Here is a 15,269-nt window from a genome sequence, read left to right as displayed (position 1 = left end):
AGTGTTTAAATAAAGATCGGTTGTTGGGTCAAACCAGACATTTCATCAAATCCTGCTAGAATGTTGGCATTTTGAACGGCCTGTCCGGCAGCACCTTTTTGCATATTATCGATGACCGAAACGATGGTAACGCGCCCTGTCCGTTCATCCTTATAGACGGTCAAATCACAGTGGTTGCTACCCACGACGGACTTAATCTCCGGATCGCTGTGTTGTACACGTATAAACGGTTCCGTTGCATACTGTTCCGTCAACCAGGATCGCCATTCTGCTTCTGATTGATCAAGGAACGGCTGGACCGTCATGATCGCCATGATGCCTCGATTGATCGGTAATAATTGCGTCGAGAACGTGATCGGATACGATGAACCGGTCCATTCCAAAAGTGCCTGTTCAATTTCTGGAATATGTTGGTGTTGATTTACTTTATATAAACGAACGTTTTCACTGGAATGGACATGATGAGTCTGTGTTGTCAACGTCTTTCCTGCTCCCGTTAGACCAGAAGATGCTTGGATGATGATTTGAGAGGGATCGATTTTTTTCTCTTTTACGAATGGTGCTAGTCCAAGAAGGACCGCTGTCGCATAACAACCGGGATTCGCAATCCATCTGCTCGTTTTGATTGCTTGACGATTCCATTCCGGTAAACCATACGTCGCTTTTTGTTGTAACTGGGCATCAATTGGTTCCTTATCATACCAAGCTTCATACGATTCAGACGGTAGTCGTAAATCACCACTTAAATCGATAACGTAACCGGACCAATTTTGAAGTTGTTCTAAGTATTGTTTCGAGACTCCACTCGGTGTCGCTAAGAACACTATGTCTGTCTCTGTTTCCGTTAAATGTTCTACGGAAAAGGAAGATAATAATGAATACGTTTTTTTATTCATGAATGGGAATAACTCATTCATCGATTGTCCTGCCATCGAATCACTCATCAAACAAACGATTTCAAATGAAGGATGTGCTTCTAATAGCCTTAATAGTTCAATTCCGGTGTATCCTGTTACTCCGATGATGGTACATTTCATAACTGTACGCTCCCCTTCAAAGAATGTTATACCGATTTAAACATATGTATATTTATACTGTCAATTGAATTTTTATTAGTTTTTATGCAAAAAAGAAGCGTTGAAGTGATTGTCTTCTATAAGACAGCCCCTTCAACACTTCTTTTATATCCACTCATTTAACGCTTTTCAGCACGTTGTGCTACGAGATGATCGATCCCAAATACGCCTGCACCCATGATCGCAACGACTACCACAAAAATCATTGTAAACATATGTATCCTCCTCATCGTTCACAAAAATGTCATCTGATACTTCCTATTGTGCAAGATTTAAAGAAAAAAAGAAAGCGTTTACGACAAAAAATCGTCACATTTATACTCTTTTCTAATTCATTGGCGAATCTCTTATAGTTGACGCCAACGTTATTATTCGTTAAGATTACGTTTGTTCATTGCTTTCATGCATAAAAGCGTGTTAGCAACAGAGGACTATCATCTATCCATATTCTTTTAAGGAGGTGGAAGCATGCGCATGTCATTCCGTGAATCCGCAGCTATCCTAGGAATCAGCATCATCATCTTATTGTCCGCGTTATTCGGTGCTAAAGCCGAACCGCATCTTGCCATCTTATCCAGTCTTATTTTCGTCTCAGGATATGCTGTTTATCGTGGATTTAAGTTCGAAGACGTTGAACATCATATGATTCAAGGTATTCGGGAAGCGATTAAACCAATCTTAATCATGTTACTCGTCGGCATAACGATCGCAGTCTGGATGATGAGTGGCGCAGTGCCGACCCTTCTTCACTTTGGTTTATCCACTCTTTCGGCGACTTGGTTCGCACCGAGCGCCCTTCTCATTGCGATGGTCGTTTCGACCTTTACAGGCAGTTCATTTACGACGATCGGTACGGTTGGTGTTGCCTTAATGGGAATCGCAATCGCGTTAGGTGTCAATCCCGCACTTGCAGCAGGTGCTATCATCAGTGGCGCGTGTTTTGGAGATAAGATGTCACCTTTGTCAGATACGACGAACTTTGCACCGGGAATCGTCAACGTTACCGTATTTGATCATATTCGTTTCATGATGGGAACGACGATTCCTGCTATCACGATTACGTTCATCTTATTCTTCATCTTTGGACGTAGTAGTGGTACTGTCGATTCATCTGCTGTTCAAACGACACAAGAGGAATTAGCCCGCTTATTCCATCTATCACCATGGACGCTACTTTCTCCTTTACTTGTCATGGTTCTAGCATTGCGTAAGATGCCGGTCATCCCGACACTTGTAGCTGGTGTCTTAAGTGGTCTATTGTTAACAGGTCTCGTTCAAGGAAATTGGGACGTTTCAAATTGGATGGCCATCATTCAAAACGGTTTAAAACTAGAATCTTCTAGTAAAACCGTCGCAGCAATCATCAGTAAGGGTGGCTTGCAATCAATGATGTGGTCCGTTTCCCTCGTCATGCTCGCACTCGCTTTCGGTGGTGTTTTACGCGGCATCGGTGTCATCGATGTCATCATTGAACGGACCGTTTCACGACTCAAACGCGATGGAAGTATCATCTCTGCTGTTGCCTTATCTTCCATCGGTGTCAACGTGATGGCTGGAGAACAGTACTTGTCGATTTTATTGCCAGGACAAGCATTTAAACGGGTTTTTGAAGAACGTCAGATTGATCCACGTTTCCTTTCTCGTTCACTAGAGGATGGAGGAACACTCGTCAATCCACTCATTCCGTGGGGAGTTTCCGGAGCATTCTTCGCTTCAACACTAGGTGTTCCGGTAACGGAATACATCCCGTTCGCATTCTTTTTACTTCTTTCACCATTGTTTACGTTCTTACTTGCTTTCCTTCGTCCGACTAAAGTCGAAACGAAACAGTCCCTCGCTTCTTAAGTCTATTTCATATTAGAGGTCCGATATGACATATCGGATCTTTTTTTCTGCCACTATCGCTTTTATTTCCAGTTAATTACGTCCGAATTACGACGAAAACGGCTTGGAATCACGTTTTTTTAAAGAATTATGTGTAAAGATGAAACGAACTGGGAATATACCAAACATAAGAATAAAAATTACAGAGAATGATAGAGAGAGAGTACGTTCCTGTTCGATCGAGGAACGACTTCGATGTAATTGTGGGAGGAGTTAATATGATCAAACGTGGTACGCTGGAGCGACTTGATGGTAAATATGCCGTTCTACTGTGGGAAAATGGTTCAAGCTTCATTCCACGACGTTATTTACCACCTGAAGCAAGATTAGGCGATACAATTATTTTTGACGGTACGACTTATACGTTAGATGTCAGCAATTCATCACCCTCTTCCTTTCAAACGTTTTCGTTTCGGCAAATGGGCTGATGATCGATAAAAAGCCATTCGGTATCATGCATCGACTATAGAGAAAAATTTCTCTCATCAGTCCTTCATGAAACGAATGGCTTTTTCGCTTTAACGACGAACATATAGGGAATGGTGACTACACGACGGACAAGGGTACTGATGGACATCAGATATTTCGATTCGTTCTAATATTGTTTGATCGTTTGGACACACATACTGTGGCTGTACGACATCCAATTGCAAAAATAAAGCACACCAAAATCGATTTGAAAACTGGTGACATGTTGGACAATGATATAAGTCTAATTGGTACGGTACCCAATCATCCGCTACTTCTGCTTGATGTAGCTGATAGTATTGGATTAAACGAAAACGATTCCAGTCGTCCACATACGTCCGCTGTAAGACCGGTTCATGCATCGACGGTACGAACCAAAGCGGCAGACCTGTCATGAACGCTTCAACTCCTTGCGTCAAGACAGCAGGAAACGTCGGCCACCCATCTAGTTGACCGAGTTGAAATGTTTGTTGAAAGGAGCAGTTGTCGCATAGGAGTTCCATTGTCATCCTCCTGTTCGTTTCACCATCTCTTTTAACATCTGTTCCGTCACAGGACCGACATGTTTTGCAAGAATCGTTCCTTTACGATCTAATACATAGGTTGCGGGCATTGCTACGAGACGATAGGCGTCTTCTGAATTTCCTGTTCGATCATACAACACGGAATATTCAACAGGTGTCTGCTTCAGAAAATCGGCAACATCTGAAACACGCCGCTCCGATGTCGTGACGTTGATGCCATAAACAGGTATATTCGTATGTCGTACAAAGGCATTTAGTTCTGGAATTTCTTGTTTGCAAGGTGGACACCACGTCGCCCAAAAATTAATAACAAAGACATCATGATTAATTTCGTCTAGATCGATTGTTTTTCCTTCTTGACGCAAGGATAGATTCGGGGCTTTCATCCCTACCTCTAGACCACCTTGCGATGCTTGTTTTTGTTGTTGTTCTACTTTCTTTTGCTTCGCATCGTATGTTTGATAACCTTGATAGGCAATGCCGATGATAGCGATCGCTAGGATCAGATAGATCAACATTTTTTTCACATCTAATCCCCTCCTTCTTCGTTAAGTGTAGCAGACTTCCTCTTTTCGACCGTCTTCTTTTATCAACAAAAAAGCGAACTCTTCTGTTTTGTAAACAGAAAAGAGTTCGCCTCATTTTATTTAGATACGCTCTTTAAATGATTAGTTAAAACGTGGTAATTGTTTTTTGACTTGACGGTTATCTTTGACGCTACCGACTGCCTCGGTTCCGCCTAAGGCCTCATTCAAGGATGTCTTCCCTTCCTTGACTTCTAGACGTCGATTGAATACTGACCGATTATCAACGGAAGCAACGAGAATCGATGCGACATCTGTTTCCGAAATCGTTGCATCCTTTGTATCTTTCAAATCTTCATCTGCCTCAATCAAACCGCGCCCTTCACCAGTCGTGATGGCAACGGGACAAATGATCGTATACGTCAAACCGCTATGTTCAATCTGCTCTTCAGCCGCATTCTTAGCAGCATAGAACGGATAGACATCCTTTTTAAATTGCTCAGGTCGATCTGCACCGTACGCACTTAATAGTACGAAATGACGTACACGCGCTTTTTTAGCTGCATCGATCGTTTTTAAGGCAACTGTCCGATCCAGCAGTTCAATTTCCGTTGCTTCGCCGTCTACTCCTGCGGTCGCCGCACAAATGACTGCATCCTGTCCTGCGACTCCATGTTCAATGACTTTTTCGAGTTCTGTTTCAATATCGACGTAATGTGCCTTGACACCGAGTTTTTCGAATCGTTCCACCAGATGTTCGTGACGAACGATGACCGTGACCTGATGACCCTTGGCAAGCGATTTGACGACGCGCGCTCCAATCGTACCGGATGCACCTACAACTAGTACTTTCATATGGGGGGTCCCTCCTCGATAAGTTAGTCACCTTCGTGGAATGTCATGATGTCATGTCCAAAAATCGTTACTTTCGGAGATGACCTAACACGATCCACCAAAGGAGCAACGTACATCAATTTATACCCGCAATGACCGGAAGGAAACCCCTCCCCTTTAGTTCTTCAAGGTACCATAAAACGTCGTATCGAGACGATCACGTAGTTCTTGCAGTGCCTTCTCATTCGGTAAGTCATAGAAAATACCATTCAGTCGCTGACTGACGGCTTCAATTTCATAGTGTTTCCGTTCTGACATCAAGGCGATCGATAAACCTGCTGTTGCCATCTCACGAACACTTAAATCGAGGTTCATCTCTTCTTTCATATACGTGTGCGCTGCCGGAATTTTCGACCATCCAGTTGGCTTCAACAAGTGCGTCGCGACGCCTTGGATGACTTCCGACTGACGATTGGCGCGTGCCCCGTCATTGTCCGTTTTACGGTGTCTCGAATAGGCAAGTGCCATTGCACCATCCATATGGTATTCCTTTCCTTTCTGGAATGAATACTGATTTGCTTTCCCACTCGCATCCTGCTCGGAGAACGTTCCTGTCGATACAAGATCGATTCCGCCGATTTGATCAACTAATCCGATGAAACTATCGAAGGAGATGACGATCTTTCCATCGATGTCTTCATCGAGTAGACCAGAAACGGCATCTTGTGTACATTCTTCTCCACCGAAGGCAAAAGCATGTGTGATTTTATCTTTCTTTCCATTCTCACAGGAAATCGGTGTATACGTGTCCCGAGGAATCGATGTCAACTGAATCGTTCGAGAAAGTGGAATGAATTGCATAACCGACAGGGAGTCTGAACGTGACCCGCGTAACGATTCTCCAGGTCGTGCGTCACTACCGATCAATAAAAACGTGAAGGGTTGTGAGGCAAAAAGAACGAATGCGATGAGCAACAGCAAAAACAATCCAAGAAGCTTTCGTTTAAAACGACGTTTTTTCTTGATTTTTTTAGGATAGGCTTCTTTTGAAGATACGTCAGGTTTTTTTTGCACGGATTGCTCTGATCGCCCAGTCTTTCTCGAACGTCTCGAGCGTTCTTGATTAGAAAACAATCGCGAGCCTGCGCTCCCGATCATCTGTACGACCTGTTTCAGTACGCTGTTTTTAGAACGACGCGATGTACTTTTTTGGTCCCGTCGTTGCTCTTCAACATATCGATGGTACGTTTCTGTTCCCTGCTGTCCCTTAAGTGGTTCATGAGCAATCGACTCTTCCGACGAAAATGCCTCTTCTTTTGCTTGCTCTTCTAGTTCTAAGCGTCGTCGCTCCAAGCGGGAGCGCTGTGGTTGATGTTCTGCCATTCAGATACCTCCGTATCAATCTTTTGCGATTTGTTTCTCTTTCAAGAATTCGCGGAGATACGTCCGTTTCGGTTCGTGCATCGAGGCAGCCATCTGTTTGACCCACCCTTCTGTCCGTTGACCACCGGTCCGTTCTCCGTAATACGATGACGTCGACTCTTCGTATTGTGCCAGTAAGTCACGCATCGTATCGTCATCAGTATACGTATTCCGGTGGAAGACCGCATCCATCGGAAGGCGGGGTTTTTTACCAGGTTGCTGATCCGGAAGACCAACTGCGACTCCGAATAATGGTACGACGTGATCAGGAAGTTGTAAGAGCTCGCTGACACGACGGGCATCATTACGCAGTGAACCGATATAGACTGTTCCATATCCGAGCGACTCGGCAGCTACGACTAAATTTTGAGCAGCGAGTCCCGCATCAACAGCCCCCACAACAAGTGCTTCTGTCGTCTCGATCGTCCGACTTACATCCCCCCCTGCTAGTTCTGCTGCTAACATGTGTTTGTGGTAATCCATACAAAATACAAAGAAATAACTATTTTCTGCCACGTATTGTTGACCACTTGCAACGTCGACTAGTTGTCGTTTCAATTCTTCATCTTCGACACCGATGATCGCATAGGCTTGCTGATAAGAAGATGTCGATGCAGCCTGCGCTGCTTTAACAAGTGTCTCGATTGTCTTTTCGTCTAATTGATGTTGTTTGAATTTCCGGATTGACCGGTGGTTGAGTAAATGTTGAATGGTTTCATTCATGAGTAATTGTCCCCTTCTGTAATGAGTCTTCTTATTTAAGATAGTCGTCTCTGACTAAAAAGCGCAAATGAAGAGGTTCGGTTTATGAAAAAAGCGGGAAATGAATAGTGTTGTACTGTGCTTTTTTGGCGAAGGAGGTCGATCATGAGAATACGGAAACTACGTCTTTTATTGGAACAGTATGGCGATACGACCCTTCGCGACATCATCGTCGAAATCTATCGTCAACTTCCGAGACAAGTCATCGAAGAGAAAGAGTTTGACGCCATGTTGACACAGTTCGTGAAGTATAAGGATTTGCAAAAAGAACAGGAACAACCGACCGTCGAACAAACCATCGCACAGACAGATCGGTTCATCCAATTGGCATACGACTTACAGTACCTTGAGCCAAACCCAATCGTACCGCTTCGCGAACAAAAGAATTGGTATATTACCGCAAAACGTTTGCTGAAGCATTTACGCCATTATGCACATCGCAAAAATGGAACCCAGATTGCCTTTGAGGAGTTTTTCTTTCTTCTTTCGTCAGCTGCCGGAGAAGAACCTTTATTTTTAAGTAACGATCCTTTTCGACTATTAAAAGTCTCACAAGTCGATTTTTTTCAAGAATTAGTCGGTTATTATAAAAATGATAGTCATGGCATCGAGTGGATGGAACGCGCGCTCTATACTGCCTTGAAAGTTCCAATGGACGTTGATACCGAACGCAGTGATCTTTTACTTGCCGTACTTGCCCACTGTGAGACAGCAGAACACCAAGAAGCCTATATCAATTGCTTGAACGTGCATGCAAAAAAACTACAGTCACATGTCCGAATCGATGCAGATGCTTTATCCACTTATCAAGAAATTCGCTTTGCAGAGTTGCATGCCCTGATTTCACTACGAGCCTTAGAACGAGCGGAGACAATGCTGTTCACAGAATATATTCCTTACTTTTCGCATCGTTCGACTCCTTTTCGTTATTATCTCGACCTCCTCGAGCGCGCTGGACTAGAACAAGAGCATGATCGTATGGAGCGCGTCGGACGTAAAAAACGTATTCATTTTTAAGGTCCTTCTCTTCCTAACCACTCATACTATACAAAAAAGCAAGTGACGGACAGCGTCACTTGCTTTTTTGTATTCTCGTGGCTCAGAGCAGATTCATCTCAATCAGAAGCATTAACGATTCCAAGTCCAACCGTTGCCAGTAAAGCAATACAGGCAAATAAAAATGCCATATCGTTTGGTGAATCGAATCCTTCATAAATTGGTTCTTTTCGATCAACGATGATATGGTCTTCCGTTCCATAATTACCATACGTCGTCGAACTACTCACGCCCGGTTCATCGTAATCACGTGCTTCTACTGTCAATGTATCCGCACTGATTAGAAATCCTGATAACCCAATGATGATCCAAAAATACTTCATGATATTTTTGCCTCGATTCTTTCTTATCTTCAGGAATCCATCTACTTTTTATTTGAAACAAAAGATATAAATACCTTTTATTTCCTGTAAAATAAAAGTGAGATGCAACCATCTTCACTTTCTTAAAGGAGGAATTTAATTTGCCTATCGTGTATTACGGTCAATTGTCTCATGTTCAAAGACGACACGTCCATCAACTTCTACATTCTCATCAACAGCCGTATGATATTTCATTTTTTCAGCCTCTTGAAGAGTGTCAATGGATTTACCTCGAGTCTGGTCAGATCCAGGCGACACTTGGCTATCATGTCGTACATGATGTCGTTCGTTTAACGAACGGAGCTTTTCATGATATTCAAGCCTTCCGTCGTCTCGCCATTTCATTACACACACATGCCCTTCGGCAAGGGTGTCGACAAATTCACGTACAAGTTTCTCCACCACATGACCTTTCTGTAACCTCGATTTGGAAAGAGCTTGGCTACAGTTTATATGCCGAACAATTTCGTTTGATCGGATTATCAGACGGACAACCTGCCACATTGCGTTTGAAAGCTGTTCATGAACGCAATCAAGATACGTATCTGGCTCTTCGTAACGACGCCCTCAAAGAATCCACCCACTTCTTCCCTCACAGTGTTGCTGATTTAGAAAAGTTAATCAGGCGAAAAGCTGTTCCTTATTTAGTCTATGATAAGCAATTGATCGTTGGTACACTCTTATTTCAAAAACTCGGTCCGAACATTCGTCTTCTTGAAATCACCTGTCTACCTGGGCTGAGACGTCAAGGCTACGGAAGTCGCATACTCCATACGTTTCAGGAAAAGCTACGACGTTCGAACATTCAAACGTTTGAAGTCTTTTTTCTTTCAACACAGCAAGACGTATTACGACTATATCGTCCCACGATGTTTTGCGATATCCAGTTAACCTCTTATTGGCATACATTTAGTACAGATCATCCCCCGTTAATCGTTTAACCGATCGACGACCTCTCTGTATTCAGGTAACACATACTCCGCATCCATTTTTCTAAAATCAACGTCCCCCACGTCACGAAGCACCAGACCCATCCCGAATAACTGTTCGATATAGACGTCTCCCATTGTCATAGCAAGTCCAGGATGATGGTTATGGAAAGCAAGCAAGGCATCCTTACAGATTTCAGATGCAACAGGCTCTTGCATCACACGTTTTAATAAAGATGGAAAGAGCGTCGTTTGCCGTCCAATCAACGCATAGAATGGAAAGTAATGTTTCGCATAAACGAACGTCGGAAGATAGGCATTTGCCTCAATTGTTTTGAACAACAACGGTGAAGTCGGGCGCTGTAATCGTTCTGCTAGCCCAACGGTCGCTTTGCATTCGCTCAGCTGATCCAGCACTCGAATCGTCAATTCTTCTTCGATATCAAGTAATAAGACGAGATCAAGCAGATTTAATTCATGCGTCTCCATGAATTGATCACTGCGTTGAAGATGCATTGTGTAGGTAACGTCCAATTTTGTAGCGACAAGTGTCCATAGCTCTGGATGACGCGCCGCATAAAGACCTACAGGAAAGTGAAGCGGCTGCCGGACGATGGAGCGATGACCCTCAAGTGTGTAGACTTGATTGACGTCAAGACCGTGCGCTAATAGCATCTCGAGTAACTGCTGACGATTTTGACACGCGACAAGCGTTTGGAACAGACGATCGATTTCGCTGAACGGTTGTTTCATCTCCAGTGCTAGTTCTAAATGAGCAGGTGAATCCTGCTCTATCGATCGTTTAATGAATTGTAAGGCACGTTGTTCCGCATCGTTCAGTTGAGCAACGTGCGTCCGAAACATCTCAACGTCAAGTTCCCGAAAGGCTTGCAACGCCGGAGCAATTGATTGATTTTTCGTAAAGGGTTTCCACATGATTCCCTCGACCTCCTCATTCCAGTATCTCTTCGTAGTGTACGCAATATCCGATCGTCTTAAAAGCAAAAAATGGAGGATCTTTCGTTGTTTCCGGAAGATCCTCCATTTTTTTATTTTTCCCCGACTTTTAGATGAGCATTTCGAAAGACGTCATCGTGCTTCCCTGTCTTTTCAACACTTGTTCCGACAGATCCATAATATTCGATTTCATCCTTTGGTTGGATGAATTCGTATGTGATGGCAGGCTCGCCACGAAGGCGGACGTGTATGATTTGCCGATGCTGTAAAGAAAAGGAGGCATGCACTTCAAGAAAGGAGGAAGCCGATAAATCATGTTGTCGCTCTAAAATCGTCATCAATTCTTGCTCAGAATCACGGTAATTCCCTTGCAATTGAGCATACGAAATACCGACTCCTAAAGAGAGGATACCGATTAAACTAAGCGCGCAAATGACCAGCACTTTCTTCATGACTGATCCACCTCCGAGAAAAGTTCATTCTACTTATTCATCGGTTTATCCTTCGACGACGTGAAGTCTTTTTTAGAATCCTTTGCGTAAAACTGCATATCTACATGTGGAATATCATCCTCTAAATAAGGTTCGGATACAGTTTCGAAACCAAATGACCCGTAAAACCCTTCTAAGTGCGCTTGCGCTTGTAAGTAGATCGTAGCTTTTTCCTGCAAATAATCCATCGCTTTCTCCATCATTTGTTTTGCCAATCCAACTGATCGGTGAGTACGATGAACGGCAACCCGGCCAATCGCTAATCCTTTTGTCGGATGGTTGTATATCCGAAGACATCCAACGATTTGACCGCTTTCGTTACGTACGATCAGGTGTGTGGCTTGTTGATCTTGATCATCTAGTTCCGGATATGCACACTCCTGCTCAACGACGAAAATATCCATTCGTAATTTCAACAATGCATATAACGTATCGGGTGTCATGTGATGAAAAGACTCAAATGCGAATGCGTACATAAAAACTCTCCTCTTTAGTTACGACAAAGTCGTGATAATTGTCCAGCATAGATCGTGACCGGAATGTCTTTAAAAATCGTATCTTTTTCCCAGTTCAGACCGTTTGCGCGAGCGACATTTTGAGAAGAACGATTATCGGGATGAATGATCGAGATGATTCGATCATGCCCTCGATTAAACGCTTCCATCATTAGACGTTTCGCTGCTTCACGACCATAACCGACTTTCCAGTGCTTCGGTTCGAGCCAATAACCGACTTCTAATTCTTCTTTTCCATCCACTTCCTGCATCAATAATCCAGCGAAACCGATTGGTTCATTCGTTTCTTTTTTGAATAACAGCAAAAAACCAGTTTGTCGTTCATCCGAGTATCGTTCCAATTGTCGATCGAACCATTCTCGTGCCTCATCTTCACTCAGAGCAACGCCACCATTGATATAGCGCATGACTTGCTCATTTTGAACAAGTGACTTGTAAAAGCTGAAATCCGCTTCTTCGAATGGTCGCATCCATAATCGTTCACTTTCCATCCTCATCGCCTCCTTCTATATGTTTCTTTTCCCGAGTTCTTTTCCCTTCATTCCTCTTCCCTATTATTCTACCTGTGCGATGTTTTTCATTACTAATCGATGACATTCACTCCCTAGTGCTTGCAATTCCCGGCATAAGTCGGTATTTTGGGAACAGTATGTTGAACAACGACTGCACAATTAATGTTAAAATATATTTTGAGCGCATAAGCGCTGGATAGGAATTTATGAAAAGGACTGAGACCATGATGACTGAACAAGTAATGACAGGGCTATATGAAGGCATTTCAAAAGAATCTGTACTGATCAATGAACCTTTAAAATATCATACGTATACAAAAATGGGAGGAATCGCTGATCTCTTCATCATCCCAACGTCTTATGAAGAAACGGCTTTTGTCGTAAGATATGCTTACGAACGAGGCATCCCTTTGACATTGCTCGGGAACGGATCGAATCTCGTCGTACGTGATGGCGGTATTCGCGGTATCGTTCTTTCGTTTGAAAAGTTAACCGACATTTCGGTCGAAGGACATGAACTCGTCGCTCAAAGTGGCGCAGCAATCATCGAGGCGTCTCGTGTTGCGTATGCGCATCAACTGAGTGGTCTTGAATTCGCTTGCGGGATTCCGGGAACGATTGGTGGCGCGTTGATCATGAATGCGGGCGCCTACGGTGGAGAAGTCAAAGATTGCCTTCATAGCGCCACTGTTTTGACACGACAAGGGGATCTGTTGAACATTTCGCATGATGAGCTCGAACTGGGATACCGGACGAGTTGTTTCTCAAAGAAAGAATACATCATTCTCGAAGGACGATTTGCTTTGACAGAGGGTGATCCAGCATTGATCAAGGAAGTCATGGATGATCTAACGCATAAACGAGAAACAAAGCAGCCTCTCGAATATCCTTCTTGTGGTAGTGTCTTCAAACGTCCAGAAGGCTATTTTGCGGGTAAATTGATTCAAGATAGTGAACTCCAAGGAACACGCATCGGTGGTGCTGAAGTATCAAAGAAACACGCCGGTTTTATCGTCAACGTCGAAAACGCATCAGCATCTGACTACATTGCACTCATTCGCCATGTACAAGAAACCGTCCAAGAAAAATTTGGTATTTTACTTGAGACAGAAGTAAAAATCATTGGGGAAGAAGCATGATAATAATCTAATCAGAAAAGGTGAGCCCAGTATTCGGACTCACCTTTTTATTCGTTTAGATCGACCAGTTTCCGTCACGCATGACTGATTCACGCGTCCCGTCCGCAAGTTCTCCCTCAATTGATAGATCCGCGGATCCAATCATGAAGTCGACATGCGTCATCGAGTCGTTCGCACCTTGTGCTTCTAGTTCTTCCGCTGAAAGACTGGGACCATTTTCAAGACACGTCGAGTACGCACGACCAATTGCTAAGTGGCACGAAGCATTCTCATCAAACAACGTATTGTAGAATAAAATACCTGAATCAGAAATCGGAGAACGATGTGGTACGAGCGCGACTTCTCCGAGATACCGGGCACCTTCATCGAGGGAAATTAAATCATCCAATGCTTCTTGCCCCTGTTTCGCTTCCGCTTTGACGATTTTTCCGTCCTCGAACCAAAGAGTAAATTCATCAATCAAGTTACCACTGTAGCTGAGTGGTTTCGTACTCGAGACATGACCGTTAACACCTGTCTTCTTCGGTAATGTGAACACTTCTTCAGTCGGCAGATTCGCGATAAAATCAACACCATCTGCATTCGGACCACCGCCACCTAACCAAACGTGACGTTCTGGTAATTCAATTGATAACTCTGTTCCTGGCGCTTTATAATGCAATGTTTTGTATTTCTTCTCTGTCAGGAATTTCGCTTTTGAACGCAGATTATGATCATGATCCGCCCATGCAGCAACCGGATCCGCTTGATCAGCACGTGTTGCCTTCAAAATAGCTGCCCACAGTTCCTCAATCGGTTCCTCTGCATCAGGGAATACTTTCTTCGCCCAGCTTTCAGAAGGTGCTGCTACGACACACCAGCTGACATTGTCACTCATGACGAACTTTCGCCAATTGGCGAGAGCAATACCAGCTGCTTTATTCGCACGCGCGATTCGACTTGAATCAACACCATTTAATAAATCTGGATCTTCGCTGACGACCGATAAGAATGCTGTTTTTTCTTCTGCAAGCTGATCGTAACGTGCTTTTAACCAATCCGGAAATGTATCAAACGAGTCTTCTGGTGCATCAAAATAACGGATTTTCGTCATCTCATCATCTGACCATTGTACATATACTTGCGTAGCACCTACTTCATATGCTACACGTGTGATTTCGCGAACAAGTGGTAAATTCTCGATTCCCGCTCGCACCTCAAGTTGTTGTCCTGGCTGTAGATTGATCCCGGTACGCACTGCTAAAGACGCGTACTGTTGTAATTCTGCTTGTGTCGGCATTATGTAATCCCCTTTCTTGTATCTTTATTTTCACGAAATAGTTGCAATTTTGCAAGAAATAAGGCGAAACTAGAAAGAGAAGAGAAGGAGGCATCATCATGGAATTCACACCCGGAGATTTTAAATCAGCTTATACGTATTTTCACCGACAGGCACTCGATCTCGTCGGTGATGAAAAAGCACAACAAGAATTGTTGATTCGAGCAGAAATTGGACTCGCACATCTGACACAGGATATCGCGTCTACGGAAAGTTCTGATATCGAACGCGAGGCAGAACTCGTCCTTTATTTCCAATTAAAACAACTACTCGAAATGCTTCGTGCCCTCTATCAGAAAAAATTCGAGATGCATGCAGAGCAAGAACAATTATTGCTAACGGCAGTTCTGTACTTTACGTCTCCTGTTGACGCCTTACCGGACGATAACGTCCTCGGACTTTTTGATGACGCACAAATCGTCGAGACCATTTACGAAGAACTCGCCGCAGATGTTGATCGCTTTCAACATATGGAATGAATGAAAAAGCAGCTGTC

Annotated in this window: 18 protein-coding genes; 6 read left to right on the top strand and 12 right to left on the bottom strand. The window is 43.6% G+C overall.

What is annotated here, in order from left to right:
• Window positions 1-5 precede the first annotated feature (5 nt).
• A complete protein-coding gene (gene argC, locus ACY2IG_RS03210) occupies window positions 6-1,037 on the bottom strand; it encodes an N-acetyl-gamma-glutamyl-phosphate reductase (protein WP_290775359.1) in 1,032 nt (343 codons plus the stop codon).
• Between the two features lie 507 nt (window positions 1,038-1,544).
• On the opposite strand from argC, the gene nhaC reads away from it, so the two are divergent.
• On the top strand, window positions 1,545-2,921 hold the full coding sequence (gene nhaC / locus ACY2IG_RS03205) for a Na+/H+ antiporter NhaC (RefSeq protein WP_462618357.1): 1,377 nt from the start codon (window positions 1,545-1,547) through the stop codon (window positions 2,919-2,921).
• Window positions 2,922-3,178: 257 nt separating this feature from the next.
• Window positions 3,179-3,388 (top strand): DUF3006 domain-containing protein, encoded by a 210-nt coding sequence (locus ACY2IG_RS03200; protein WP_023467214.1) that lies wholly within the window; start codon window positions 3,179-3,181, stop codon window positions 3,386-3,388.
• 90 nt (window positions 3,389-3,478) lie between these two features.
• On the opposite strand, the gene ACY2IG_RS03195 is transcribed toward ACY2IG_RS03200, so the two are convergent.
• The 5 genes from ACY2IG_RS03195 to nfsA all read right to left on the bottom strand — a co-directional run bounded on the left by ACY2IG_RS03195 (window position 3,479) and on the right by nfsA (window position 7,455).
• Window positions 3,479-3,931 (bottom strand): hypothetical protein, encoded by a 453-nt coding sequence (locus ACY2IG_RS03195; protein ID WP_035412539.1) that lies wholly within the window; start codon window positions 3,929-3,931, stop codon window positions 3,479-3,481.
• Between the two features lie 2 nt (window positions 3,932-3,933).
• Window positions 3,934-4,470, bottom strand: a complete 537-nt coding sequence (locus ACY2IG_RS03190; RefSeq protein ID WP_462618712.1) for a TlpA family protein disulfide reductase — start codon at window positions 4,468-4,470, stop codon at window positions 3,934-3,936.
• A 150-nt stretch (window positions 4,471-4,620) separates the two neighbouring features.
• A complete protein-coding gene (locus ACY2IG_RS03185; RefSeq protein ID WP_035412533.1) occupies window positions 4,621-5,331 on the bottom strand; it encodes an NAD(P)H-binding protein in 711 nt (236 codons plus the stop codon).
• A 156-nt stretch (window positions 5,332-5,487) separates the two neighbouring features.
• On the bottom strand, window positions 5,488-6,693 hold the full coding sequence (locus ACY2IG_RS03180; RefSeq protein ID WP_462618356.1) for an LCP family protein: 1,206 nt from the start codon (window positions 6,691-6,693) through the stop codon (window positions 5,488-5,490).
• A gap of 15 nt (window positions 6,694-6,708) precedes the next feature.
• Complete coding sequence (gene nfsA, locus ACY2IG_RS03175; RefSeq protein ID WP_214856445.1) at window positions 6,709-7,455, bottom strand: oxygen-insensitive NADPH nitroreductase; 747 nt, start codon at window positions 7,453-7,455, stop codon at window positions 6,709-6,711.
• Between the two features lie 144 nt (window positions 7,456-7,599).
• Here nfsA and ACY2IG_RS03170 point away from each other — a divergent pair, with 144 nt between their 5' ends.
• Window positions 7,600-8,511 (top strand): hypothetical protein, encoded by a 912-nt coding sequence (locus tag ACY2IG_RS03170; protein WP_329470110.1) that lies wholly within the window; start codon window positions 7,600-7,602, stop codon window positions 8,509-8,511.
• 98 nt (window positions 8,512-8,609) lie between these two features.
• On the opposite strand, the gene ACY2IG_RS03165 is transcribed toward ACY2IG_RS03170, so the two are convergent.
• Entirely contained in the window at window positions 8,610-8,873 is a 264-nt protein-coding gene (locus ACY2IG_RS03165; RefSeq protein WP_035412522.1) for a hypothetical protein, read from the bottom strand.
• 149 nt (window positions 8,874-9,022) lie between these two features.
• On the opposite strand from ACY2IG_RS03165, the gene ACY2IG_RS03160 reads away from it, so the two are divergent.
• Window positions 9,023-9,853, top strand: coding sequence for a GNAT family N-acetyltransferase (locus ACY2IG_RS03160; RefSeq protein ID WP_462618711.1), 831 nt, complete (start codon window positions 9,023-9,025; stop codon window positions 9,851-9,853).
• Here ACY2IG_RS03160 and ACY2IG_RS03155 read toward each other — a convergent pair.
• From ACY2IG_RS03155 to ACY2IG_RS03140, 4 genes are all read right to left on the bottom strand, one after another.
• Window positions 9,842-10,777 (bottom strand): hypothetical protein, encoded by a 936-nt coding sequence (locus ACY2IG_RS03155; protein WP_462618355.1) that lies wholly within the window; start codon window positions 10,775-10,777, stop codon window positions 9,842-9,844. The two genes, ACY2IG_RS03160 and ACY2IG_RS03155, sit on opposite strands and share 12 nt — an antisense overlap.
• A 113-nt stretch (window positions 10,778-10,890) precedes the next feature.
• Window positions 10,891-11,250 carry a hypothetical protein gene (locus ACY2IG_RS03150; RefSeq protein ID WP_035412515.1) on the bottom strand — a complete coding sequence of 120 codons (360 nt, stop codon included), beginning with the start codon at window positions 11,248-11,250 and terminating at the stop codon, window positions 10,891-10,893.
• A 29-nt stretch (window positions 11,251-11,279) separates the two neighbouring features.
• Window positions 11,280-11,765 carry a GNAT family N-acetyltransferase gene (locus ACY2IG_RS03145; RefSeq protein WP_052019161.1) on the bottom strand — a complete coding sequence of 162 codons (486 nt, stop codon included), beginning with the start codon at window positions 11,763-11,765 and terminating at the stop codon, window positions 11,280-11,282.
• A gap of 14 nt (window positions 11,766-11,779) precedes the next feature.
• Window positions 11,780-12,295 carry a GNAT family N-acetyltransferase gene (locus ACY2IG_RS03140; RefSeq protein ID WP_035412512.1) on the bottom strand — a complete coding sequence of 172 codons (516 nt, stop codon included), beginning with the start codon at window positions 12,293-12,295 and terminating at the stop codon, window positions 11,780-11,782.
• 245 nt (window positions 12,296-12,540) lie between these two features.
• On the opposite strand from ACY2IG_RS03140, the gene murB reads away from it, so the two are divergent.
• Window positions 12,541-13,455, top strand: coding sequence for a UDP-N-acetylmuramate dehydrogenase (gene murB / locus ACY2IG_RS03135; RefSeq protein WP_214856439.1), 915 nt, complete (start codon window positions 12,541-12,543; stop codon window positions 13,453-13,455).
• Window positions 13,456-13,510: 55 nt separating this feature from the next.
• Here the strand turns inward: murB and ACY2IG_RS03130 are convergent, their stop codons facing one another.
• Window positions 13,511-14,734, bottom strand: a complete 1,224-nt coding sequence (locus ACY2IG_RS03130) for an aminopeptidase (RefSeq protein ID WP_290754033.1) — start codon at window positions 14,732-14,734, stop codon at window positions 13,511-13,513.
• A 98-nt stretch (window positions 14,735-14,832) separates the two neighbouring features.
• Here ACY2IG_RS03130 and ACY2IG_RS03125 point away from each other — a divergent pair, with 98 nt between their 5' ends.
• Complete coding sequence (locus tag ACY2IG_RS03125; protein WP_035412504.1) at window positions 14,833-15,252, top strand: YkvA family protein; 420 nt, start codon at window positions 14,833-14,835, stop codon at window positions 15,250-15,252.
• The last annotated feature ends 17 nt before the right edge of the window (window positions 15,253-15,269 follow it).

Source organism: Exiguobacterium sp. EF_C8 (genome assembly GCF_054956715.1).
This window is presented reverse-complemented; position numbering and strand designations above follow the sequence as displayed.

Bases quoted from the DNA above. Each gene is read 5' to 3' on its own strand.
- ACY2IG_RS03125 (WP_035412504.1), top strand. From the start codon at position 14,833: ATGGAATTCACACCCGGAGATTTTAAATCAGCTTATACGTATTTTCAC.
- ACY2IG_RS03170 (WP_329470110.1), top strand. From the start codon at position 7,600: ATGAGAATACGGAAACTACGTCTTTTATTGGAACAGTATGGCGATACG.
- ACY2IG_RS03145 (WP_052019161.1), bottom strand. From the start codon at position 11,765: ATGTACGCATTCGCATTTGAGTCTTTTCATCACATGACACCCGATACG.
- ACY2IG_RS03200 (WP_023467214.1), top strand. From the start codon at position 3,179: ATGATCAAACGTGGTACGCTGGAGCGACTTGATGGTAAATATGCCGTT.
- murB (WP_214856439.1), top strand. From the start codon at position 12,541: ATGATGACTGAACAAGTAATGACAGGGCTATATGAAGGCATTTCAAAA.
- ACY2IG_RS03150 (WP_035412515.1), bottom strand. From the start codon at position 11,250: ATGAAGAAAGTGCTGGTCATTTGCGCGCTTAGTTTAATCGGTATCCTC.
- ACY2IG_RS03180 (WP_462618356.1), bottom strand. From the start codon at position 6,693: ATGGCAGAACATCAACCACAGCGCTCCCGCTTGGAGCGACGACGCTTA.
- ACY2IG_RS03185 (WP_035412533.1), bottom strand. From the start codon at position 5,331: ATGAAAGTACTAGTTGTAGGTGCATCCGGTACGATTGGAGCGCGCGTC.
- ACY2IG_RS03195 (WP_035412539.1), bottom strand. From the start codon at position 3,931: ATGGAACTCCTATGCGACAACTGCTCCTTTCAACAAACATTTCAACTC.
- nfsA (WP_214856445.1), bottom strand. From the start codon at position 7,455: ATGAATGAAACCATTCAACATTTACTCAACCACCGGTCAATCCGGAAA.
- nhaC (WP_462618357.1), top strand. From the start codon at position 1,545: ATGCGCATGTCATTCCGTGAATCCGCAGCTATCCTAGGAATCAGCATC.
- ACY2IG_RS03130 (WP_290754033.1), bottom strand. From the start codon at position 14,734: ATGCCGACACAAGCAGAATTACAACAGTACGCGTCTTTAGCAGTGCGT.
- ACY2IG_RS03190 (WP_462618712.1), bottom strand. From the start codon at position 4,470: ATGTTGATCTATCTGATCCTAGCGATCGCTATCATCGGCATTGCCTAT.
- ACY2IG_RS03140 (WP_035412512.1), bottom strand. From the start codon at position 12,295: ATGGAAAGTGAACGATTATGGATGCGACCATTCGAAGAAGCGGATTTC.
- ACY2IG_RS03165 (WP_035412522.1), bottom strand. From the start codon at position 8,873: ATGAAGTATTTTTGGATCATCATTGGGTTATCAGGATTTCTAATCAGT.
- ACY2IG_RS03155 (WP_462618355.1), bottom strand. From the start codon at position 10,777: ATGTGGAAACCCTTTACGAAAAATCAATCAATTGCTCCGGCGTTGCAA.
- argC (WP_290775359.1), bottom strand. From the start codon at position 1,037: ATGAAATGTACCATCATCGGAGTAACAGGATACACCGGAATTGAACTA.